This is a genomic window from Armatimonadota bacterium (assembly GCA_031460175.1).
Taxonomy (GTDB): domain Bacteria; phylum Sysuimicrobiota; class Sysuimicrobiia; order Sysuimicrobiales; family Sysuimicrobiaceae; genus Sysuimicrobium; species Sysuimicrobium tengchongense.
This window is the reverse complement of record JAVKGW010000002.1, coordinates 109,335-131,044: the sequence shown is the minus strand read 5'-3', so window position 1 is coordinate 131,044 and position 21,710 is coordinate 109,335. Positions and strand designations below refer to the sequence as shown.

Annotated in this window: 20 protein-coding genes and 1 riboswitch; of the genes, 17 read left to right on the top strand and 3 right to left on the bottom strand. The window is 69.4% G+C overall.

Annotation, left to right across the window (positions count from 1 at the left end):
- Positions 1 to 15 precede the first annotated feature (15 nt).
- Genes nuoD through QN206_03305 form a run of 14 tightly spaced genes read left to right on the top strand, consistent with a single transcriptional unit; the run spans position 16 to position 15,169 of the window.
- The gene (nuoD, locus tag QN206_03370) at positions 16 to 1,158 is read left to right on the top strand and encodes an NADH dehydrogenase (quinone) subunit D (GenBank protein ID MDR7613844.1); all 1,143 of its coding nucleotides are present in this window, start codon (positions 16 to 18) and stop codon (positions 1,156 to 1,158) included.
- Complete coding sequence (gene nuoE / locus QN206_03365; protein MDR7613843.1) at positions 1,155 to 1,631, top strand: NADH-quinone oxidoreductase subunit NuoE; 477 nt, start codon at positions 1,155 to 1,157, stop codon at positions 1,629 to 1,631. Before nuoD ends, nuoE begins: the two co-directional genes overlap by 4 nt.
- On the top strand, positions 1,628 to 2,917 hold the full coding sequence (gene nuoF, locus QN206_03360) for an NADH-quinone oxidoreductase subunit NuoF (GenBank protein ID MDR7613842.1): 1,290 nt from the start codon (positions 1,628 to 1,630) through the stop codon (positions 2,915 to 2,917). Before nuoE ends, nuoF begins: the two co-directional genes overlap by 4 nt.
- A 24-nt stretch (positions 2,918 to 2,941) precedes the next feature.
- The gene (gene nuoG, locus QN206_03355) at positions 2,942 to 5,503 is read left to right on the top strand and encodes an NADH-quinone oxidoreductase subunit NuoG (GenBank protein MDR7613841.1); all 2,562 of its coding nucleotides are present in this window, start codon (positions 2,942 to 2,944) and stop codon (positions 5,501 to 5,503) included.
- The gene (nuoH, locus tag QN206_03350; GenBank protein MDR7613840.1) at positions 5,500 to 6,471 is read left to right on the top strand and encodes an NADH-quinone oxidoreductase subunit NuoH; all 972 of its coding nucleotides are present in this window, start codon (positions 5,500 to 5,502) and stop codon (positions 6,469 to 6,471) included. The genes nuoG and nuoH overlap by 4 nt, the downstream gene beginning before the upstream one ends.
- A 36-nt stretch (positions 6,472 to 6,507) precedes the next feature.
- The gene (nuoI, locus tag QN206_03345) at positions 6,508 to 6,966 is read left to right on the top strand and encodes an NADH-quinone oxidoreductase subunit NuoI (GenBank protein ID MDR7613839.1); all 459 of its coding nucleotides are present in this window, start codon (positions 6,508 to 6,510) and stop codon (positions 6,964 to 6,966) included.
- Position 6,967: 1 nt separating this feature from the next.
- Positions 6,968 to 7,534: an NADH-quinone oxidoreductase subunit J gene (locus QN206_03340; GenBank protein ID MDR7613838.1), complete on the top strand. Its 567-nt coding sequence runs from the start codon at positions 6,968 to 6,970 to the stop codon at positions 7,532 to 7,534.
- Entirely contained in the window at positions 7,531 to 7,836 is a 306-nt protein-coding gene (gene nuoK / locus QN206_03335) for an NADH-quinone oxidoreductase subunit NuoK (protein ID MDR7613837.1), read from the top strand. Before QN206_03340 ends, nuoK begins: the two co-directional genes overlap by 4 nt.
- A 2-nt stretch (positions 7,837 to 7,838) precedes the next feature.
- Positions 7,839 to 9,698, top strand: coding sequence for an NADH-quinone oxidoreductase subunit L (gene nuoL / locus QN206_03330; GenBank protein MDR7613836.1), 1,860 nt, complete (start codon positions 7,839 to 7,841; stop codon positions 9,696 to 9,698).
- Positions 9,695 to 11,161, top strand: a complete 1,467-nt coding sequence (locus QN206_03325) for an NADH-quinone oxidoreductase subunit M (protein ID MDR7613835.1) — start codon at positions 9,695 to 9,697, stop codon at positions 11,159 to 11,161. The genes nuoL and QN206_03325 overlap by 4 nt, the downstream gene beginning before the upstream one ends.
- A complete protein-coding gene (locus tag QN206_03320; protein MDR7613834.1) occupies positions 11,158 to 12,573 on the top strand; it encodes an NADH-quinone oxidoreductase subunit N in 1,416 nt (471 codons plus the stop codon). Before QN206_03325 ends, QN206_03320 begins: the two co-directional genes overlap by 4 nt.
- Entirely contained in the window at positions 12,570 to 13,883 is a 1,314-nt protein-coding gene (locus tag QN206_03315) for an FAD-dependent oxidoreductase (protein ID MDR7613833.1), read from the top strand. Before QN206_03320 ends, QN206_03315 begins: the two co-directional genes overlap by 4 nt.
- A 14-nt stretch (positions 13,884 to 13,897) precedes the next feature.
- Entirely contained in the window at positions 13,898 to 14,188 is a 291-nt protein-coding gene (locus QN206_03310; protein MDR7613832.1) for a 4Fe-4S dicluster domain-containing protein, read from the top strand.
- 45 nt (positions 14,189 to 14,233) lie between these two features.
- The gene (locus QN206_03305) at positions 14,234 to 15,169 is read left to right on the top strand and encodes a diacylglycerol kinase family lipid kinase (protein ID MDR7613831.1); all 936 of its coding nucleotides are present in this window, start codon (positions 14,234 to 14,236) and stop codon (positions 15,167 to 15,169) included.
- Here QN206_03305 and QN206_03300 read toward each other — a convergent pair.
- The 3 genes from QN206_03300 to lgt are packed head-to-tail and all read right to left on the bottom strand — an operon-like array spanning position 15,166 to position 18,275.
- Complete coding sequence (locus QN206_03300; GenBank protein ID MDR7613830.1) at positions 15,166 to 16,395, bottom strand: alcohol dehydrogenase catalytic domain-containing protein; 1,230 nt, start codon at positions 16,393 to 16,395, stop codon at positions 15,166 to 15,168. The two genes, QN206_03305 and QN206_03300, sit on opposite strands and share 4 nt — an antisense overlap.
- A 3-nt stretch (positions 16,396 to 16,398) precedes the next feature.
- On the bottom strand, positions 16,399 to 17,478 hold the full coding sequence (locus QN206_03295) for a class II aldolase/adducin family protein (protein ID MDR7613829.1): 1,080 nt from the start codon (positions 17,476 to 17,478) through the stop codon (positions 16,399 to 16,401).
- On the bottom strand, positions 17,475 to 18,275 hold the full coding sequence (lgt, locus tag QN206_03290; protein ID MDR7613828.1) for a prolipoprotein diacylglyceryl transferase: 801 nt from the start codon (positions 18,273 to 18,275) through the stop codon (positions 17,475 to 17,477). Before lgt ends, QN206_03295 begins: the two co-directional genes overlap by 4 nt.
- Positions 18,276 to 18,422: 147 nt before the next feature.
- On the opposite strand from lgt, the gene QN206_03285 reads away from it, so the two are divergent.
- The 3 genes from QN206_03285 to QN206_03275 are packed head-to-tail and all read left to right on the top strand — an operon-like array spanning position 18,423 to position 21,525.
- Complete coding sequence (locus QN206_03285) at positions 18,423 to 19,601, top strand: NEW3 domain-containing protein (protein MDR7613827.1); 1,179 nt, start codon at positions 18,423 to 18,425, stop codon at positions 19,599 to 19,601.
- The gene (locus QN206_03280) at positions 19,598 to 20,536 is read left to right on the top strand and encodes an ABC transporter ATP-binding protein (GenBank protein ID MDR7613826.1); all 939 of its coding nucleotides are present in this window, start codon (positions 19,598 to 19,600) and stop codon (positions 20,534 to 20,536) included. The genes QN206_03285 and QN206_03280 overlap by 4 nt, the downstream gene beginning before the upstream one ends.
- Positions 20,533 to 21,525 (top strand): ABC transporter permease, encoded by a 993-nt coding sequence (locus QN206_03275; protein MDR7613825.1) that lies wholly within the window; start codon positions 20,533 to 20,535, stop codon positions 21,523 to 21,525. The genes QN206_03280 and QN206_03275 overlap by 4 nt, the downstream gene beginning before the upstream one ends.
- A gap of 60 nt (positions 21,526 to 21,585) precedes the next feature.
- A riboswitch (SAM riboswitch) is annotated at positions 21,586 to 21,693 on the top strand.
- Positions 21,694 to 21,710: the final 17 nt, after the last annotated feature.

Below are 21,710 nucleotides of genomic sequence, written 5' to 3'. Positions count from 1 at the left end.
ACCCTCACCATCAACATGGGGCCCCAACATCCCAGCACCCACGGGGTCCTGCGATTGGTGCTGGAGCTGGAGGGGGAGGTGGTGGTCTCCTGCCGGCCCGTGATCGGCTACCTCCACACGGGCATCGAGAAGGAGATGGAGTCCCGCACCTACCACCAGAACATCACCCTGGTGGACCGCATCGAGTACCTCAGCAGCTACCACGAGGAATTCGCGTACTGCCTCGCGGTGGAGAAGCTCCTGGGGATCGAGGTCCCCAAGCGGGCCCAGTACATCCGGGTGATCATGGCGGAACTGAACCGCATCTCGAGCCACCTGGTGTGGCTGGGCACCTCCGCCCTGGATCTCAACGTCACGAGCCTCCTCATGTACTGCTTCCGGGATCGGGAGGAGATCCTGGAGCTGTCGGAGATGGTCTCGGGGCAGCGGATGATGCCGGGGTACTTCCGCATCGGGGGGGTCGCCGAGGACCTCCCCGAGGAGTTCTTCCCCCGGGTCCGGGCCTTCCTGGACGAGTTCCCCAGGCGGCTCGACGAGTACGAGGCCCTGCTCACGGAGAACCTCGTTTGGCGGCAGCGGAACGAGGGCGTGGCGGTGCTGCGTCCCGAGGATGCCCTGCGCTACGGGGTGACGGGACCGGTGCTCCGGGCCTCTGGGATCGCCTACGACGTCCGCAAGGCGTTCCCGTACTCCTCCTACGAGGACTTCGAATTCGATGTCCCGGTCGGCCAGCACGGGGACGCCTACGACCGGTACCTCGTGCGCATGGAGGAGATGCGGCAGGCGCGGCGCATCATCCTGCAGGCCCTGGACCGGCTCCCCGACGGCCCCGTCCTCGTGGAGGACCGGAAGGTGGCGCTCCCGCCCCGGCGGGAACTGGTGCGGAGCATGGAGGCGGTGATCCACCAGTTCAAGCTGGTGAGCGAGGGGATCCACCCGCCCAGGGGCGAGGTGTACGCCGCGGTGGAATCGCCCCGCGGGGAGAAGGGCTACTACATCGTCTCCGACGGGTCCAACCGACCCGTGCGGGTGCGGGTGCGCTCCCCCTCCTTCAGCAACCTCCAGGCCCTTCCCGTGATGGTGCAGGGCGGGATGCTGGCGGACGTGGTGGTGGCCATCGCCTCCATCGACATCGTGCTGGGAGACGTGGACCGGTGAGGCTCTCGGAAGCAACTCGGGAGGAGATCCGCAGACTCGCCGCCCGGTACCCCGTGGCGCGCTCGGCCCTCATCCCCGCGCTCTTGCGGGCCCAGGAGGAGCTGGGGTGGCTGCCGCCGGAGGCTCAACGGGAGGTGGCGGAGCTGCTGGACCTGCCCGTGGAGGCGGTGGCGGAGGTGGCCTCCTTCTACTCCCTCCTCTTCACGGAACCCGTGGGGGAGCGAGTGATCCAGCTGTGCACGAATGTCTCCTGTCTCCTGAACGGCGCAGAGGTGATCCGCCGCCATCTGGAAGAGCGGTTGGGGATCCGGCCGGGGCAGACCACGCCCGACGGCCGCTACACCCTCCGCATCGCGGAATGCCTGGCGGCCTGCGACCAGGCGCCCTGCATGATCGTGGGCACGGAGCGTTACGGCCCCCTCACCCCGGAGCTCGTGGACCGCATCCTGTTCGGGGACGGGGAACGGCGATGACGGAGCGGGTCCTGCTGCGCCACGTGGGGGTTCCGGGCCAGGAGGACATCGAGACCTACCTGCGCCACGGGGGATACGAGGCCCTGCGCCGGGCCCTGCGGGAGCTCAGCCCCGAGGACGTGGTGGAGATGGTGGACCGGTCGCAGCTGCGGGGCCGGGGCGGGGCCGGCTTTCCGACAGGCCGCAAGTGGAAGTTCGTGCCCAAGGACGCGCCCGTGAAGTACCTGGTGGTGAACGGGGACGAAGGGGAGCCGGGAACCTTCAAGGACCGGACCCTCCTCGAGGGCGACCCGCACCTCCTCCTGGAAGGGATGATCCTCACCTGCTACGCGATGGGGATCCGGAAGGCCTTCATCTACCTGCGGAGGGAGTTCTACCAGGCCTACCGGAAGCTGGAGCGGGCCATCGCCCAGGCCTACGAGCACGGATTTCTGGGGGAGCGCATCCTGGGCACGGACTTCAGCTGCGACATCGTGCTGCACCCCGGGGCCGGGGCGTACATCGCGGGCGAGGAGACGGCGCTGCTGGAGTCCCTGGAGGGGAAGCGGGCCATGCCCCGCCTCAAGCCCCCCTACTTCCCCGCGGTTATGGGACTCTACAATCAGCCCACGGTGCTCAACAACGTGGAGACCATGTGCTGCATTCCGTGGATCGTGAAGCACGGCCCGGAGTGGTGGCTCGCGCAAGGGCCGCCGCAGCTCTATTCCGTGAGCGGGCATGTGAACCGGCCCGGGGTCATCGAGGCGCCGCTGGGGACCACGGCCCGGGAGCTCATCGAGCGGGCGGGTGGGGTGCGGGGCGGCCGGCGGGTGAAGGCCTTCTATCCGGGGGGGACCAGCAGCCGGCCCCTCCGGGCAGAGCACCTGGATGTCCCCCTCAACCACGAGTCCCTGGCGAAGTTGGGCTCCATGCTGGGAAGCGGGGCCGTGATCATCATGGACGAGACCACGGACATGGTCCAGGTGATCGCCCGGGTCTGCGAGTTCTACCGGGAGGAATCGTGCGGGAAGTGCACGCCCTGCCGGGAGGGCACCCGGTGGGTAACCCAAATCCTGGATCGCATCCTGCACGGCCGGGGCCGCATGGAGGACCTGGATCTCCTGGAGAGCATCGCCAGGAACATGACGGGCACCTGCTTCTGCCCGCTCGGGGAGAGCGTGCCGCCGAGCCTCCGGGCGGGGCTAGAGGACTTCCGGGACGAGTTCGTCGCCTACATCCGGGGTGCGCGCACCCCCGTGGAGATGCCGGTGCGGATCCGGGAAGGGATCCTTGCACCGGGCGGATAGCCCATTCCGGAACCGAGGAGGACCATGGCCGATCCGGGATCGGTGACCCTGACCGTTGATGGCCGTCCGGTGACGGTGCCCAAGGGGACCACGGTGCTCCACGCGGCGGAGCGGGCGGGCATCGAGATCCCCGTGTTCTGCTACCACGAGCGGATGCCCCCCCTCGGGGCCTGCCGCATGTGCTTCGTGCGGGTGGAGAAGATGCCGCGGCTTCAGACCGCCTGCACCCTGGAGGCCCAGGAGGGCATGGTGGTCTGGACGGAGACCCCGGAGGTGGTGGAGGCGCGGCAGGCGATCCTGGAGTTCCTCCTGATCAACCATCCTCTCGACTGCCCCATCTGCGACAAGGGTGGAGAGTGCCCCCTCCAGGACAACACCTTCAAATACGGGCCGGGAGCGAGCCGGTTCGTGGAGCCCAAGCGCCACTTCCCCAAGGCGGTGCCCCTCAGCCCCGTGCTCACCCTGGACCGGGAGCGGTGCATCCTGTGCTGGCGGTGCGTCCGGTTCGGGGAGGTGGTGGCCGGAGACCACGCCCTCAAGGGCCACGAGCGGGGATACCTCACCCACATCGACGCGCCGCCCATTACCCAGGAACGTCCCAGCAAGTTCATCGGGAACACCATCGCCATCTGCCCGGTGGGCGCCCTCACGAGCGGGGTGTACCGGTTCCGGGCCCGACCCTGGGACAACCGCCCTGTCCCAAGCGTGTGCACCCACTGCGGTCTCGGGTGCGCGGTGTGGGTGGACGTCCGGGGCGGGGAGGTGGTGCGGATCCGGGCCCGGGAGCACCGGGCCCTCAACGACGTGTGGCTGTGCGACCTGGGATTTTTCGGGTACGACTACGTGAACCACCCCGACCGGCTGCGCACGCCGTACGTGCGACGCGAGGGAAAGCTGGAGCCCTGTGGCTGGGATGAGGCGCTTTCCCTGGTGGCCCGCCGGATCCGCGAGGCCGGGCCGGACGCCATCGGAGCCCTGGGTGGGGAGCGGCTCACCCTCGAGGAGTCGTATCTGCTGAGCCGGCTCCTGCGCACCCTGGGCACCAACAACCTGGACTTCCGCACCGATACCCTCCATCCGCTTCCCACCCGGGATTGGGCCTGGGGGATGGAGGGGATCCCGGATGGGGAGGTGGTGGATCCCGATAGCCGCCAGCGGGGGCTCGGACCCCGGCCCGCGGGCGGCCCCGTGGATCAGCTGGACCTGGTGCGGACCCTGGTGCTCGTGGGCTGCGACCTCTCCGAGGAGTACCCGGTGCTTTGGCTACGCGTCAAGCGCGCCCTGGATCAGGGGATGCAAGCGGTGGTGCTGGCCCCCAAGCGGTTGGAGATCGACCGCTACTGCACGCACCTCATCCTCCACCGGTACGGGCACGAGCACCGGTTGCTTTTGGCCCTCGCGCGCCTGGTGCGGGACCGGATGGCGCCTGCCCCCAACGCGGGAGTCCTGGATGCGGTGGACGTGGACGCGGTGGCCGAACAGGCCGGGGTTTCCGTGGAGGTCCTCGAGCGGGCCGCCGAGGCATTCCTGCAGGGTCCCGTGGCCTTCTTCGTGGGCCGCCTGAGCCTCCTCAGCCCTTATGCGGAGCGGGTGCTCCATGCGGTGAATACCCTGCGGGCCCTGTGCGGGGGGACGCTCTCACTCCTGCAGGGCCGGGGGAGCGCCGTCGGAGCCGCCATCGCGGGGATGGCGCCAGATGTATTGCCGGGTCTACTGCCCCTGGACGACCCCGAAGCGCTGGCCCGCATTGAATCCGTATGGGGAGTCCGGCCCCCCCAAAAGCCCGGCCTCCATACCGTGGGGATGCTGGAGGCGGCCGTCCGGGGCGCGCTCCAGGTTTTGTACGTGGCCGGTGCTGACCCCGCCCGGGACTTCCCGGACGCGGACCTGTGGGTGCGGGCCCGGGAGCGGCTGTTTTTAGTGGTGACCGACCTCTTCTGGACCGAGACCGCCCGCTCCGCGGACGTGGTCCTCCCGGCCCTGGCGTTCGCGGAGCGATCCGGGACGGTGGGCAACATCGAAGGCCGGCCGCAGCGCATCGTCCAGGCCCGGCTGGGACCGGAGGGGGCCTGGGCCGACGGCACCATCCTCCAGGCCCTCGCCGCGCACCTGGGGATCTCCCTCGAGTACCCGGGTCCGGAGGCCGTCTTCGAGGAGATGCGCCGGGTGATCCCGGGCCTCGCCCTCGACCAGCCCTATCCCCTTCCCCGCCGCACACCCCGGGTGGAGCCCGTGGATCTCGTGAGCCCGGAAGTGGAGGACAAAGGGTTGGTACTCGTTCCCGTGCCCCGGCTCTTTCGCCAGGGGGAGATGGCGGAGCGGTGCCGGGGCATCCCGGAGCTCATCAGCGAGCCCCACGCGGTCCTCCACCCGGAAGACGCCGTGCGCCTGGGAATCCGGGACGGAGACCCCGTGGAGCTGGAGGTGGGCGGCATTTCCGCCGCAGTGCGGTGCCGGGTGGCCCGGGAGGGTCTGCCGGGGCATGTGCTGGTTCCTCTAGGCTTCCGGGAGATCCCGTTGAACCGGTGGGGTGTCTTCCGCCACCCGGTGCGGATCCGGGTACGGGCCCTGGAGGGCGTGCGGTGACGGTGGTGCTGGAAGCTGCCCTGAAGAGCGCCATTCTGGCGTTTTTGCTGCTTACCGCCACCGCTTACACGGTCTTTCTGGAGCGGCGGCTGTTGGGCAAGTTCCACCACCGAATCGGACCCAACCGGGTGGGCCCGTTCGGGCTCCTGCAGCCCCTCGCGGACGGCATCAAGCTCCTCGCCAAGGAGGACTTCATGCCCCGGGCCGCGGACAGGTGGGTGTACCTTGCAGCTCCCCTCATCGTGATGGTGGCGGCCCTGGCGGCGTATGCGGTGATCCCCTTCGGCCCGCCCATCGAGCTGTTCGGCCGCCGGATTCACCTGTACCTCGCGAACCCCAGCGCGGGGATCCTGCTGGTCCTGGGGGCCTCCTCCCTCGGGGTGTACGGCCTCATCCTGGGCGGGTGGTCCTCCAACAGCAAGTACGCCCTGCTGGGCGCTTTGCGCAGCGCGGCCCAGGTGGTGAGCTACGAGCTGGCCTGGGGGCTATCGGCCCTAAGCGTGGTGCTGTCCGCCGGCACGTTGAGCCTCGTGGGGATCGTGGAAGCGCAACAGGACCTCTGGTTTGTCCTCAAGCAACCCCTGGCCTTCGGGGTGTTCTTCCTCTCGGCCCTGGCGGAGACCAACCGCGCGCCCTTCGACCTTCCGGAGGCGGAGCAGGAGCTCATCGCCGGCTACCACACGGAATACGGCGGACTCAAGTTCGTGATGTTCTACATCGCGGAGTACGTGGCCATCATCACCCAGAGCGCGCTCACCACCCTCCTGTTCTTCGGAGGGTGGCTCGGCCCGGGGCTGCCCGGCGTGGCCTGGTTCCTCCTGAAGACGGTGGTCTTCGTGGGCGTGTTCATCTGGATTCGGGCCACGGTCCCCCGGGTGCGGTATGATCACCTCATGGGGCTGAGCTGGAAGCTGTTGATCCCGCTGGCCCTCGGAAACCTCGTGGTGACCTCGTTCTTCGTGGTCTAGGAGGGAGCCGTGAACCGGACGGTTCGGCGTGCGGTGGTGGAGAGCGCGGCGGTCCTGAGAGGATTGGGGGTGACCGTGCGGTACCTGTTCCGGCGTCCCGTCACCCTCCAGTACCCGGAGCAGCGGCCCCGGGTCGCGCCCCGGTTCAAGGGCCGCCACTGGCTCACCCTGTACGAGGACGGGGACGAGCGGTGCGTGGGCTGTGAACTGTGCGCCATCGTGTGCCCCGCCCAGGCCATCTACGTCAAGCCCGCGGAGAACACCCCGGAAAGACGGGTGAGCAAGGGGGAGCGGTACGCGGAGGAGTTCCAGATCAACATGCTGCGGTGTATTTTCTGCGGATTCTGCGAGGAAGCCTGTCCGACGGGCGCCATCGTCCTGGGACACGATTTCGAGCTGGCGGACTACTCCCGCCAGGCCCTCATCTACACCAAGGAGATGCTCACGGAGCCCTATCCGGGCGCCTCGGGCCGGGATCCCCGCCGGGAGGTGTAGGGTGGAGTCCGTGCTCTTCGTGGTGGCGGCCGCCCTGAGCCTGGTGGGGGGCGTGGGCGTGGTGGCGGCCCGGGCCCCGGTGCACGGTGCCCTGAGCCTCCTGGTGGTCCTGGTCTCCCTCGCGGTTCTCTACCTCACCCTCCTGGCGGAGTTCGTGGCGGTCCTGCAGGTCATCGTCTACGCGGGTGCCATCCTGGTGCTGTTCCTGTTCGTGATCATGCTCCTCCACGCCCACAACCCCGAGCTCCGCCCCTCCCCCGGGCCCGGGAGAATCCACCGGGTGGTCACGGTGGTCTCCGGGTCGACACTGGTTGCCCTCGTGGCCTTCGCGGTCCTGCGGGAACTCGGCGGCGCTGCAAAGGTACCCGTGGCCGCGGACTTCGGCACGCCCCAATCCGTGGGCCGGGCACTGCTCACCACCTTCGTCCTCCCCTTCGAGCTGGCGGGCGTGCTGCTCCTGGTGGGGATCGTGGCGGGGGTGGTGCTGGGGAAGGCCCCGGAGCGCCGGGCGCCCGAGCGGGCGGAGGGACGGCCCGAGGAGGTCCGGCTTTCGAGGAGCGGGCGATGACGGTTCCCCTCTCCGCGTACGTGCTCCTGAGCCTCCTCCTGTTCGTGCTGGGCGGGCTCGGGGTCCTGCTGCGCCGCACGGCCCTCATCGTGTTCATGTCCATCGAGCTCATGCTGAACTCCGTGAACCTGGCGTTCCTGAGCTTCGCCCGGATGCACGGGGACCTCTCCGGACAGCTGGTGGCCTTCTTCGTACTGGTGGTGGCCGCGGTGGAGGTGGTGGTGGGCCTCGCCATGCTCGTCAGCCTCTTCCGCGCCCACCGGACCGTGGACGTGGACGAGATGGACCTCCTGCGAGGCTAGGGATGGAGTGGGTGGTGGTGGGCATCGTGACGTTGCCGCTGGCAGGCGCGGTGGCAAACGGCCTGCTGGGCGGGCGGCTGGGCGCGCGGGCGGTGAGCTGGATCGGGTGCCTGGTGGTGCTCGGGGCGTTCGGGCTCGGCGTGGTCGGGTTCCGGGCGCTCACCCTGGCTCCGCCGGAGGCGGCCCTGCGGGCGGCGCTCGGGGAGTGGATCGTCTCCGGGGACTTCCGGGTTACTTGGGAGCTGCAGCTGGACCGGCTCGCCGCGGTGATGGTCCTGGTGGTCACGGGGGTGGGGTTTCTGATCCACGTGTACTCCGTGGGCTACATGCACGGGGAAGAGGCCTACGGCCGTTACTTCACGTACCTGAACCTCTTCGTGGCCTCCATGCTCCTTCTGGTCCTGGGGGGGAACCTGCTGGTGCTCTTCGTGGGCTGGGAACTGGTGGGGCTGTGTAGCTATCTCCTCATCGGGTTCTGGTTCGAGCGGCCCTCCGCGGCGGAGGCGGGCCGCAAGGCCTTCGTCACCAACCGCATCGGGGACGCCGCGTTCCTGCTGGGGATCTGCCTCCTCGCCGTCACCCTGGGGACCCTGGACTTCGGAGCCATGGAGGAGCGCCTCCCGCACGCACCGCCCGCCGCCCTCACCGTGGTCGCCCTGCTCCTCTTCGCGGGGGCCACGGGGAAGTCCGCCCAGCTCCCCCTGTACGTGTGGCTCCCGGACGCCATGGAAGGGCCCACGCCCGTCTCCGCTCTCATCCACGCGGCCACCATGGTCACCGCGGGGGTTTACATGGTGGCCCGGCTCTGGCCCCTCTACGTGGCGAGCGGCGTGCTCCCCGTGGTGGCCGCGGTGGGCGCCTTCACCGCCCTATTTGCCGCCACCGTGGCCGTGGCCCAGGTGGATCTCAAGCGCATCCTCGCGTACTCCACCATCAGCCAGATCGGGTACATGTTCCTGGGACTGGGGGCGGGTTCCGGGGTGGCGGGAATGTTCCACCTCACCACCCACGCCTTCTTCAAGGCGCTGCTGTTCCTGAGTGCGGGCAGCGTGATGCACGCCATGCACGGCCTCATCGACGTGCGGCGACTGGGAGGGTTGGGCCGGGCCATGCCCTTCACCGCCGCCAGTTTCCTGGTGGGCTCCTTAAGCCTGAGCGGGATTCCGCCGCTTGCGGGGTTCTTCAGCAAGGAACACGTCCTCACCGCGGCCCGTGCCCATGGGTTTACGGCCCTCTGGACGGTGGGGGTGCTCACCGCGGGGATCACCGCCCTGTACATCACCCGAGCCGCCCTTCTCACCTTTGGGGATCCGCCCGCGGAACCCGCCCGCCACCCCCATGAGGCGCCGCCCGTGATGCGCTGGCCCATGGGGGTGCTGCTGGTGCTCTCCGCGGTGGGCGGATTCCTGGGCGCAGGGGCTTTGGGCACCCCCTTCGATCGGTTCCTCCTCCCCGTCTTCGAGCGGGAACCGGCCCCCGTTCCCGCGCACGGACCCTCCGGCGAGCTCCTGCTGGGCCTGGTGTCGGTGGGGGCGGCGCTCGGGGGAATCGCGGTGGGATGGATCGCGTACCGCGGGCGGCGGATGCCGGATCTGGGGGCCTTGGGGCGGGCCTTGAGCCGGCAGTGGTACGTGGAGGATCTCTACCGAGCCGTCCTCGTGCAACCCGCCCGGGCGCTCGCGCACTTCTGGGCCCGGGTGGTGGACCTCCGGTGGATTGACGGGGCCGCGAACGGCTTGGCGGCCGTGGTGGGCGCCCTGGGGGCGGGCGTGCGGCGGTGGCAGACGGGGTACGTGCGGCAGTACGCGGCCTTGTTCCTGGTGGGAACCGTGCTCGCGGTGGGCTACTGGTTGTTGCGATGATCCTCTCGGCCCTCGTGTTCCTCCCCGTTCTCGGTGCCGTGGGGGTGATGCTCCTGCCGCGGCGGGAGGGACTGCTGCGGGCGATGTCCTTCGCCACCTCCCTTCTCACCCTGACCCTCGCGGTGTGGCTGTTCTGGACCTTCCCGCCGGGGGAGAGGGGATTCCGATGGGTGGAACGGGTCCCGTGGATCCCGGCCCTGGGCGTGCACTACCAGCTGGGAGTGGACGGGATCTCGCTGTTGCTCGTCGTGCTCACCGCCTTCCTCTTCCCCGTGGCCCAACTGGGCACGTGGGACACGGTGCGTCATCGGGTCAAGGAGTACCTGAGCCTCCTGCTGCTCCTGGAGGGCGCAGTACTCGGGACGTTTCTCGCCCTGGACCTCGTGCTCTTCTACGTGTTCTGGGAGGCGGTGCTCATCCCCATGTACTTCCTCATCGGACTTTGGGGCGGCGAGCGGCGGAGATATGCGGCCGTGAAGTTCTTCCTGTTCACCATGGCGGGCAGCGTCCTGATGCTGCTCGGCATCATCGTCCTGTTCCTGCGCACGGGCACGTCTGATGTGTTGCGCCTGTTGGAGACCCCTCTGTCCGGAGCGGAGCCGCGGTGGCTGTTTTGGGCCTTCACCGTGGCCTTTGCCATCAAGGTTCCCCTCTTCCCGCTTCATACCTGGCTTCCGGACGCCCACGTGGAGGCCCCCACCGCGGGCTCCGTGATCCTGGCGGGGCTGTTGCTCAAGATGGGAGCGTACGGGCTGTTGCGCTACGGCCTCGGGCTCTTCCCCCTGGCGGCCCGGGAGGCCGCCCCGCTGCTCTCTGGCCTGGCTGTGGTGGGAATCCTGTACGGGGGAGCCGTGGCCTTCGCGCAACAGGACGTCAAGAAGCTCGTGGCCTACTCCTCCATCAGCCATCTGGGGTTCGTGGTCCTGGGCACCTTCGTCTTCACCCTGCAGGGGATGCACGGCGCTTTGCTGCAGATGGTCAACCACGGACTGTCCACGGGAGGCCTCTTCCTGCTGGTGGGGGTGCTGTACGAGCGAGCCCACACGCGGGAGATGGAGGCCTTTGGGGGAGTCGCGAAGGTGATGCCCACCTTCGCGGCCCTGTCGCTGTTCGTCGTGTTCAGCTCCGCGGCCCTCCCGGGCACCAACGGGTTCGTGGGGGAGTTCCTCATCCTGCTGGGGACCTTCCGGGCGGACGTGCGGCTCGCGGCCCTGGCGGCGGGCGGGGTGATCCTCTCCGCGGTCTACCTCCTGTGGATGGTGCAGCGGGTGTACTTCGGCCCCGTGCGGGTGGAGCGGGCCTCGTTCGTGCCCCTGACGTGGAAGGAAGCCGCTGCCCTCCTGGCCCTGGTCTTCGCCATCCTCTGGATCGGGCTCCATCCCGGACCCCTGCTGGAGCGGAGCGAGGCGGCGGTGGCCGCCTTGGGTTCCCGGCTGCGCGCCGTCGGCGAGGTGATGCGGTGAGCGTGCTGCGTGCCCTACTCCCGGAGATCCTGGTGGCGGCCACGGCCACCGCGGTCCTGTTCGCGGACCTGCCCCTGCGCACCGCCGCCCAGCGCCGGGTCCTCCTGTGGTTGAGCCTCGGGGGGGTTTCCCTGGCCCTCTGGGCCACGCTTGCAGGCGCTTCCTCCCCCGCGGCCTTCGACGGCATGGTGGTCCGGGATGGCCTCACCCGCGTGTTCGGGATCCTGGCCCTGGCCGTGGCGGGGGTGGGTTTGGTGCTCTCCCGCGACTACCTCGTTCGGACGGGGCTGGAGCGGGGGGAATACTACGCGCTCGTGCTCTTCGCGGCCCTGGGAGCGCAACTGCTGGCTGCCTCCCGCAACCTCCTGCTGATGTTCCTGGCCCTGGAGCTCCTTTCCGTCCCCCTCTACGTGCTCGCGGCCTTCGCCCGGCATCACCGTTCCTCCCAGGAGGCGGGCCTCAAGTACTTCCTGCTGGGTTCCTTCGCCTCCGGGGTGTTCCTGTACGGGATGGCTCTGGTGTACGGGCAGTCCGGAAGCCTGGACCTCGCGCGGCTTGAGACCGCCGGGGAGGGGTCGTTGCTGCGGCTGGGCACGGGCCTGCTGCTCGTGGGGTTGAGCTACAAGGCGGCGGTGGTGCCTTTCCATGCCTGGGCTCCGGACGTGTATGAGGGGGCTCCCATGCCCGCGGCGGCCTACATGTCCGTCATCGCCAAGGTGGGTGCTCTCGCGGCCCTGGCACGGCTGGTCCCGGGGGCGCTGCCGGGACTGGTGGACCTGTGGCGTCCCTTCGTGGCCGTGTTGAGCGCCCTGACCATGGTGATCGGCAACCTGGGTGCCCTGTGGCAGCGGAACCTCAAGCGCATGCTGGCCTACAGCAGCATCGCGCACGCGGGCTACATCCTCGTGGGCATCGCCGCGGGAACACGCACGGGGCTTGCGGCCTCCGCCTACTACCTCGCCGTGTACGCCCTCATGCAGCTGGGCGCCTTCGGGGTGCTGATGTTCCTGGAGCGGATGGGCCTGGAGGCGGACGAGGTGCAGGACCTGGGAGGGCTCGGGGACCGCTCCCCTGCCCTGGCGGCGACCTTTGCCCTCTTCATGGCCTCCCTGGTGGGAATTCCGCCCACCGCGGGGTTCTTGGGGAAGTTCTACCTGTTCCTCTCGGCCCTGGAGGCGGACCTGGGATGGCTGGCCGTGGTGGGGGTGCTCACCAGTGTGGTTTCCGTGGCCTACTACCTGCGGGCCGCGTACGCGGCGTACGCGGGTGAGGGCCGGCCCGGTGTCCGGCTGGCGGGGAGGGGGTGGACGGGGGCGGGCGTGGTCGTGGCCGCCCTCGGGGTGCTGCTGGGCGGCGTGGTGGGGGGACCTGTGATTCAGTGGATGCACCAGGTGGCGGGAGTGATCCCATGAGCGCGGAGAAGTTCGACGCCATCGTGGTGGGCGCGGGCCCTGCGGGCGCTTCGGCCGCCATCACCATGGCCCGGGCCGGCCTCTCCGTGGTGCTCCTGGAGCGCGGGGAGTACCCGGGCGCCAAGAACGTGATGGGCGGAGTCATGTACGGCCGCATGGTGGCGGACGTGGTCCCGGAGTTCTGGACCCTCGATCCTCCCCTGGAGCGCGTGGTGGTGGAGGAGCGGGTGTGGATCACCACGGAGGACGGGGTGGTCTCCCTCGGCCATCGGAACCCCCGTCAGGCCTACCACCCGGACGGGTGCCCGAACGCCTTCACCGTGCTGCGGGCACGGTGGGACCGGTGGTTTGCGGCCCGGGCGGAGGAGGCGGGAGCGCTGCTGGTCCCCCAGACGGTGGCGGAGGACGTGATCTGGCGGGACGGCCGGATCGTGGGCGTGCGCACGGGCCGGGAGGAGGGGGAGCTCTACGCGGACGTGGTGGTGATCGCGGACGGGGTGAACTCCTTCCTCGCCCAGCGGGCGAGACTGCGTGACCACCCCATCCCCCCGCACCACCTGGCCCTGGCGGTGAAGGAGGTCATCGGGCTTCCCGCGGAGATCATCGAGAGCCGGTTCAACCTGGAGCCGGGCCAGGGCACCACCATCGAGCTCTACGGGGCCGTCACGGACGGGATGTCCGGCTACGGCTTCCTCTACACGAACCGCGACTCCCTCTCCGTGGGCGTGGGCGTCCTGGTGAGCCACCTCATGCGGACCCGTCGCACCCCCTATGAGCTCCTGGAGCGGCTCAAGCAGCACCCCGCGGTTCGGCCCCTCCTGGCGGGCGGGGAGGTGCTGGAGTACGCGGCGCACGCCATCCCGGAGGGGGGATACGAGGCCATGCCGAGGCTCTACGGCGACGGGGTGCTCATCGCGGGCGATGCCGCGATGATGGTGAACGGGCTGCACCGGGAGGGCAGCAATCTGGCCATGGCCGCGGGCCGCATGGCGGGGGAGACGGTGATCGAGGCCAAGCGGCGGGGGGATTTCAGCGCGCGCACCCTCGCTCTGTACGAGGCGAAGCTGCGGGACTCGTTCGTGCTACAGGACCTGTGGAAGTACCGTTCCCTTCCGGAACTGGTGGACCGCCGGCCCGATCTCTTCCGGATCTACCCGGAGCTCGTGCACCACGCGGTGCACGAGATGCTCACCGTGGACGGGGTGCCCAAGCGCATCAAGCAGCGTAGGATCTGGCGGGAGGTCACCCGCCGGCGTCGGCCCCTGCAGCTCCTGCGGGACCTGTACGAGGTGTGGCGGGCGGTGCGGTGAAGGGAGGGCGGAGGGTGAGGCTCGAGGAGAAGCTTTACCTGCTGCGGTGGAAGCACGACAAGCAGAGCCACATCGCCATCACGGACCCCGCCACGTGTCGGGAGCGGTGTGGAGAGGCCTGGGGGCGTCCCTGCACCACCTTCTGCCCGGCCAAGGTGTACGAGTGGGATCCGAGGGAGGGCCGCATCGTGATCTCCTACGAGAACTGCGTGGAGTGTACCACGTGTCTTGTGGGCTGTCCGTACCGGATCATCGACTGGCGGCTGCCCCGGGGCGGGTTTGGGATCCAGTACCGCTACGGCTAGCCGCCCAGGAGGAATTTCCCGGCGCCGGAGGGAATCCCCTTGGCCGTGAGGGTGCTCGCCGTCATCAATCCCGTGGCGGGGCGGGGACGGGCCATGAAGCTGTGGCCGCGGCTGCGGACCCACTTCCTGCAGGCGGGCTGGTGCGTGGAGGAGGTGTACTCCGAAGGGAGGGGGCACGCGGTTGAGCTCGCGGCCTCCGCCCTGGACTGCGACGGGATCCTGGCGGTGGGAGGGGACGGGACCTGCAACGAGGTGGCGAACGGCCTGCTGCGGGCGTCCAGTTCCCCTTCCCGATTCCTGGCTCCTCTTCCGGTGGGGACGGCCAACGACTTCGCCACCTGCATGGGAGTTCCCGCGGATCCCGAGGCCGCGGCCCGGGCCCTGGCGTCCGGCCGCCCCCGGCGGATCGATGTGGGGTGGGTGAACGGCCGGTTCTTCCTGACCATCGCGGGATGCGGGTTCGATGCGGAGGTGGCCCGCCGGGTCAACACGTGGCCGAAGCTGCTGGGTGGGAAGGTCATGTACGTGGCGGGGATCTTCCACCAGCTCGCCACCTTCCGCCCCGTGCGCATGGAGATCAATACGGGCGAGCGGGTATGGATCCAGCCCACCTTCATGCTGGCCGCTGGGAACCTTCCCTGCTACGCGGGCGGGTTGCGCATGTGTCCGGAGGCCCGCCCCGACGATGGGTGGCTGGAGGTGGTGCTCGTCCGGGATCTGAGCCGGACCGAGGTGGTGCGGCTGCTCCCGCGTCTCCTGGACGGTTCCCACGTGGGACATCCGAAGGTGGAGGTGGTGCGGGCCCGGGAGGTGGAGGTGCACAGCGCGGTGCCGGTGGCCGTCCACGCGGACGGCGAGTTCGTGGGCACCACCCCCGCCCGGTTCACGATCCTCACCCAGACCCTGGAGGTGCTCCTGCCCGTCTCCGCGGCGGAACGGGTGTCCCTTCGGGCGGCGCAGCCCGCGCGCCTGACGGTCTAGCGGGATCCGAAGGCAAAGGCCACCTTGAAGGCCCCGGTCCCCGCCTTCGCCATGGCCACCTGGAACGCCTGGGGGAACCGCTCCAGGGGAAAGGTGTGGGTGACGAGGAAACCGACTTCCACCTGCCCAGAGGCCATCCAGTCCAGGACGATCTCCAGGGTCCGGCGCCTCCCGCCCCAGGTCTCCCAGGCGTAAGTGTAGCTTCCCCGCACCTGGAGCTCCTTGAGCCACAGGGGCGTCCAGTCCACGGTCCGTGGAACGGCGGGCAGCCCGAGGGGGATCACGGTGCCGCCGGGCCGTGCGAGCCGCAGGGCATCGTCCAGGGCCCGCTCGGTGCCCGTACACTCCACGACCCAGTCGGCACCTCCCCCCAGGAGGACCCGCCTGCCGAGCATGGGGCGGATCAGGCGGCCGCCCGTCAGGTCCGCCACCTCCTCGTAGTACCCGTCCCCCCGGCCCACGAGCACGGCGTGGTCGGCTCCCAGCCGCTTGGACATCTCTGCCTGAAAGGGGTACTTGGCGAGCAGGATCACCCGGGCGCGGCTCTGCATGGCCCGCAGGGCCGCCACCATCAGCTGCCCGATGATCCCGCCCCCGATCACCAGCACCGTGTGGTCGTCCTGAGGGGGGTAGCGCAGGAGGGGGTGGAGGGCGGAGGCCATGGGCTCCACGAGGAGGGCGTTTGCGTCGCTTACGGAGTCCGGGACGGGGAAGACCTGGGACCGGTGAGCCACGAAGCACTCCCCCCAGCTTCCGCCCGTGTCCCGGCAGGCCCCCAAGAGCAGCCCGGGCGCGAGGGCGCCCTCCGTGGTGTGCTCGCACAGGTGGTAATCGCCCCGGGCGCAGAACCGGCAGGGCCCGATTCCCCGGGTGGCACAGGGGAGGACGGGTTCCACCACCACCCGCTGCCCGGGCTCCACCTCCCGGACCGAGGACCCCACCTCCACCGCGGTGCCCACGTTCTCGTGGCCTGGGACGAACGGGAAGGAGGTGAAGGCGGAGGCATAAGGGCTGGTGTCGAGCCGGAGCAGGTGGAGGTCCGATCCGCAGATCCCCCCCAGGCGGGTGCGCACCTTGATCCACTCCGGGCCGGGCAGGCGGGGTTCCGGGATCTCCCGGAGGGAGAGGGGAGAGACCGCGCTCCAGTAGGCCCGGCGGGAAAACCTTCCCAGGACCCGGGTGGCCAGGTAGCGGGGGATGGTGGGGTGGAAGACCAGGGCGCGCACGCCTCAGGTCATGGGGACCTGTCGGATGATGTCCCGCTCCAACCGCTCCAGGATGTCCTCCAGATCCGGGCCCGTCACGGTGATTCCGTGGTTCTTGAGCCCCACCACAGCCCGGGCCGGGTCCGGGGCCTGCCGGATAAGCTCCGCCACGGCCTTCGCGAGCTGCAGGGTTCCGCAGGGGTAGTTGATCTCCGTGGAGGGGATTCCCCGCATCCAGGCGTGCACGTGGATGATGGCGCCCACGGAGGGGTGCTCCGTGTAGATCATCCAGTGCTCGATGGCGTCCACGGAGACCCGTCGGGGCTGGATGTGGGGCGGGACGCTCAGGAGAATCCGGTTCCGCACGGGGTCGTAGCCCTTCACGAGGAGGATGTCCCGTCCGATGACCCGGAGGTTTGCCTTGTTCACCCCGCTCGCGCTCATCCAGAAGCGGGTGGCGTCCTTGCGTACGCTGAGGTTGCCGTAGCTGAGCCCGCCGATGCCGTACAGGCGTTGCACGTGCCGGAGGTCCCGGGGGCTCAGGAGTTCCTCGATGGGAAAGGGGGAGGGCAGGAGCTGCAGAGCGTCCAGCCGGCGGCCGGCCTCCGAGAGCTTCCGGGTGAGCGCGTCCCCTTCCCACAGCTCCTCCGGCAGGTCCGGGTGGAACTCGTTGTCGATCACCAGCTGGCTCGTGGCCAGGGGATAGAGCCGCTCGTACACGCGCTGGAAATAACCTTCCCCCTCCCCCGGCACCTCGTACCGGCCCTGCTCCAGGGTGACGAAGTACGTGCGCCACCCCTCCCCCGCGGGCACCAGGTAGATCACCAGGTTCGCCAGCGATCGGACGAGGAGGGGATAGGCCGCCCGCAGCACGTCCTCCACGCCCGGTGATCCGAGGGCCACGGACACCACGAAGGTGGCCTTGGCGCGCCGGCGGTACGGTCGGGGGCGCTCGGGATCGATGAAGTTGAACACCAGCCGGAGGTCCCGCCCCCGGTCCTCCGCGTACTGGTGCCCGTGGGCCTCCAGCGTACCGCGCAGGCCCTCCGCGAACCGGCGCAGGACGGGGTGGGCTTCGTAGGATCCGACGAACGTGAAGTTCATCCCTCTCTCCCCTGTGCCGTTGGAGTTTCTCCCCCCGGTGGTCCTCCTGACTCCGCGGGAACCCGATGGCTCACGAGGACGTAGATCCCGAAGGCGAGGAGCACGAGGGCGGCCATCTGGCCCAGGGTCAGGAACCCGAGCACGCGGTCCTGGGAACGCAGGAGATCCAGGAGGAACCGCACACCGGAGAGGAAGACCATGGTCTTCCAGAACACCTGGCCGGGGTACCGGCGGTGATCCGTCCAGTGGAGGACGAGCCCGAACAGCACCGCGGAGGTGAGCATCTCGTAGAGCTGCAGGGGATGTCGGGGACCGTCCGGAGCCGTGGGGAAGACCACTCCCCAGGGCAGGGAGGTCCGGTCCCCGTACAGCTCTCCGTTCATGAAGTTCCCGAAGCGCACCAGGAGGTTCGCCAGGGGGATCCACACCGCGCACAGGTCCGTAAAGGATCCGGGGGAGATCCCCTCCCGGCGCCGCAGCCACCCCGTGTACAGGAACCCCGCCACGATGGCCCCGTGGGAGGCAAGTCCCCCGTGGTCTACGCGGACGATCTCCAGGGGGTTTGCGAGGAAGGGGCCGGGATGGGAGATCACGTAGCCCAACCGCGCGCCCACGAACAGGCAGAGGATGAAGGGGATCCCGTGCCGGTCCACCACCTCGGTGGGAATGCCGAAACGGGGCGCCATCCGGCCGCTGAGCCAGAGGCCCAGCAGGATGGCGAGGGCCATCATCACGCCGTACCACCGGATGGCGACCGGCCCGATCTGCACCAGGATGGGATCCATGGCCGCCAACATGATAGCAGACTCCTCCGGCCCTTCCATTTGCGGTCTTGTGGTAGACTTCCCGGGGGAACCGGCAAAAGGGCCGGCCGTCTTCAAAAATTCCCGGGACCGGAAGAAGGAGCCCCGACCGCGGGTCGGGTACCTAAGGAGGGGATCTCGATGGAGGAGGTGAACCGCGTGCGCCGGTTGCGTCGCTTTCCGTTGGCCCTTGGCCTCGTGCTCCTGCTCGGCGCGCAGGTGCTGGCCGCCCCCGCGTTTCGGGGACTGGCCCTCTACACCCCTTATCCGGACCAGATCGTGCGGGCCGGGGAATCCGTCACGCTCAGCTTAACGGTCCGAAACTTCGGACTTCCTCCCCAGGTGGTGCGTCTGGAGATGACGGAGGTCGCTCCGGGGTGGCGGGCCACCTTTCTCGCGGGTGGCCGGGTGGTGAGCGCGGTGTACGTCCTTCCGGACCAGGAGGCCACGGTGAGCCTCCGGCTGGATCCCCCCCGGGTCGCCCGCTCCGGGACCTTCCGGTTCGCGGTGGCCGCGGTGGGCCAGGAGGGGCGGGCGCAGCTCCCCCTCCGCCTGACCCTGGGACAAGCCTTGCCTCCCCGGATCAGCCTGACCGCGGAGCTCCCCACCCTCCGGGGACCCGCCACCAGCAGCTTCCGGTTCCGGGTGACCCTCCGGAACGACAGCGATCAGGAGCTCCTGGTCCGGCTCGACGCGGAAGCCCCGCGGCGTTTCCAGGTTTCCTTCACCCCCACCATCGGGACCCAACAGGTCACGAGTCTTCCCGTGAAGGCCGGAGAGTCCCGGGACCTGGACGTGGAGGTGAATGTTCCCCAGGACATGCCCGCAGGGCGCTACTCGCTCACGATCCGGGCCAGTGCCGCTGGGACGAGTGCCTCCCTGCCGCTGGCCCTGGAGATCACCGGGCGTCCGGAACTCTCCATCACCGCGCCGGATGGCCGGCTCTCGGGCCGGGCGTACGCGGGTCAGGAGACGCCGATCAAGATCCTGGTGAAGAACGACGGGAGCGCTCCCGCCCGGAACGTCACCCTCAGCAGCTCCCCGCCTTCCGGGTGGGATGTGAAGTTCGAGCCGGAGCGCATCGAGGAGATCGCGCCCAAGCAGCAGGTAGAGGTGACCGCCCGGGTCCGGCCCTCTCCCCGAGCCATCGCGGGCGACTACATGGTGACCTTCACCGCGAGCGCCGGGGACGTATCGAAGTCCGAGGATTTCCGGATCACGGTGCTCACCCGGACCCTGTGGGGCGTGGTGGGCGTGATCCTCATCGCGGCCGCGCTGCTGGTGGTGGGGCAGGCGGTGAGCCGGTACGGACGCCGATGACGGTCGCCATCGAGACCCAGGGACTCACCAAGCACTACGGCCGGACCGTGGCGGTCCAGGATCTCAACCTGGTGGTTCAGGAGGGAGAGATCTTCGGGCTGCTGGGCCCCAACGGGTCCGGCAAGACCACCACCATCCTCATGCTCCTGGGGCTCACGGATCCCACCGCGGGCACTGCCCGGGTTTTGGGCTTTGATCCCACCCGTCAGCCCCTGGAGGTCAAGCGGCGGGTCGGCTACCTCCCGGACTCCGTGGGGTTCTACGACGAGCTCACCGCCTGGGAAAACCTCCGGTACATCGCGAACCTGAACGGACTCGCTCCCCGTGAGGCGAAGGTCCGGATCGGAGAGGTTCTGGAGCGCATGGGCCTCTCGGACGTGGCAGACCACAAGGTGGGCACCTTCTCCCGGGGCATGCGCCAGCGCCTGGGCCTGGCGGAGGTGCTCCTCAAGCGGCCCCGGGTGGCCATTCTGGACGAGCCCACCCTGGGCCTGGACCCGGAGGCCGCCATGGAGTTCCTGCACCTGATCCGGAGCCTGCGGGCGGAGGGGATGGCGATCCTGCTGGCCTCCCACCTCCTCCACCAGGTGCAGGCCATCTGTGACCGGGTGGGTCTGTTCCACAAGGGGCGGATGGTGCTGGAGGGCCGGGTGGAGGAGTTGAGCGAGCGGGTGCTGGGAGGATCCTACCGGATCCGCTTAGAAGCGCGGGGTCCGGAGATCCCGGGGCTCCTGCGGAGTCTCCCCCAGGTGGTCCGGGTGAACCCGGAGGGGGACGGAAGGTTCACCGTGGAGGCGCGGGCGGACATCCGGGCGGAGATCGCCCGGCGGATCGTGGAGCGGGGGGAGCTGCTGGGGCTCTCCCTGGAGCGGCCCGGGTTGGATGAGGTGTACGCCCGGTACTTCCAGGATCTCGGGAGGGAGGGAAGGACGTGAGCACCGCGGTGGAGGAACGGACGAGGCAACCGGCCGTTCGCCGGGAGGGTTCCCCGTGGACCGGGCTGTGGGCGGTGCTCCAGAAAGAGGTCAGCGACCACCTCACGGGGATCCGGATGCAGATCCTCGAGGCCCTGATGCTCCTCACCGCGGTGGGAACCGTCTACGCGGCCAGCCAGAGCATCCGGCAGGAGATCGGGGAAGATCCCTTCGTGTTCCTCAAGCTCTTCACCACCGCTCGGGAGCCGCTTCCCTCCTTCGTGGGATTCCTCAGTTTCCTCGTCCCCCTCTCCGCCATCGCCCTGGGCTTCGACGCCATCAACGGGGAGCATGCCCGGAGAACCTTGAGTCGGGTCCTGGCACAGCCCATTTACCGGGATGCGCTGTTGCTGGGCAAGTTCCTGGCGGGGATCTTTACCTTGGGGATCGTGCTCGTGGGTCTGTGGCTGGTCACCACCGGGATGGGACTTTTCATCCTCGGGGTTCCTCCCGGGGGAGAGGAGGTGGCCCGAGGGCTCTGGTTCCTCCTCGCCACCCTGGGGTACGCGGGCGTGTGGCTGGCCCTGTCCATGCTCTTCTCCACGGTCTTCCGGCAACCCGCCACCTCTGCCCTCACCGCCATCGCGGTGTGGCTGCTGTTCGCGGTGTTCTGGGACATCTTGAGCGCGCTGGTGGCGCAGGCCCTGGTGGCGCAGCAGGCGGGGTACGGCCCGACGGAGCTCGCGCAGGCCAGAATCCACCTCTTCCTGGCCCGCTTCTCCCCCAACACCCTTTACGCGGAGACCCTTCTGGCACTCCTGAACCCTCAGGTACGGGCCCTGGGCCCCGTGCTCCTCACGCAGCTGGAGGGGGCGGTGCTGGGCACTCCCTTGCCCCTCTCGCAGAGCCTGCTGTTGGTCTGGCCGCAGCTGGTGGCCCTCATCGCAGGGACCATCCTGCTGTTCTGCGCCGCCTACGTCACCTTCCAGAGGCAGGAGGTGCGGGCCTAGATGCTTGACAACCGCCCGCGGGGCTGGTAGGGTACGCTCAAGCAAAAACCGAATATCGGCACCTCATCCAGAGTGGGCGAGGGACGGGCCCGATGACCCCCGGCAACCTGCCGGTCGTTTGCCGGCAAGGTGCCAACTCCCGCGGAGCCGAGCTCCGAGAGATGAGGGCGCACGGTTGGCCCTCC

Excerpts from the sequence above, each read along its gene's own strand:
- nuoD (MDR7613844.1), top strand. The coding sequence starts at position 16 with ATGGGGCCCCAACATCCCAGCACCCACGGGGTCCTGCGATTGGTGCTG.
- nuoF (MDR7613842.1), top strand. The coding sequence starts at position 1,628 with ATGACGGAGCGGGTCCTGCTGCGCCACGTGGGGGTTCCGGGCCAGGAG.
- nuoG (MDR7613841.1), top strand. The coding sequence starts at position 2,942 with ATGGCCGATCCGGGATCGGTGACCCTGACCGTTGATGGCCGTCCGGTG.
- nuoK (MDR7613837.1), top strand. The coding sequence starts at position 7,531 with ATGACGGTTCCCCTCTCCGCGTACGTGCTCCTGAGCCTCCTCCTGTTC.
- nuoL (MDR7613836.1), top strand. The coding sequence starts at position 7,839 with ATGGAGTGGGTGGTGGTGGGCATCGTGACGTTGCCGCTGGCAGGCGCG.
- QN206_03325 (MDR7613835.1), top strand. The coding sequence starts at position 9,695 with ATGATCCTCTCGGCCCTCGTGTTCCTCCCCGTTCTCGGTGCCGTGGGG.
- QN206_03315 (MDR7613833.1), top strand. The coding sequence starts at position 12,570 with ATGAGCGCGGAGAAGTTCGACGCCATCGTGGTGGGCGCGGGCCCTGCG.
- QN206_03295 (MDR7613829.1), bottom strand. The coding sequence starts at position 17,478 with ATGAACTTCACGTTCGTCGGATCCTACGAAGCCCACCCCGTCCTGCGC.
- lgt (MDR7613828.1), bottom strand. The coding sequence starts at position 18,275 with ATGTTGGCGGCCATGGATCCCATCCTGGTGCAGATCGGGCCGGTCGCC.
- QN206_03285 (MDR7613827.1), top strand. The coding sequence starts at position 18,423 with ATGGAGGAGGTGAACCGCGTGCGCCGGTTGCGTCGCTTTCCGTTGGCC.
- QN206_03280 (MDR7613826.1), top strand. The coding sequence starts at position 19,598 with ATGACGGTCGCCATCGAGACCCAGGGACTCACCAAGCACTACGGCCGG.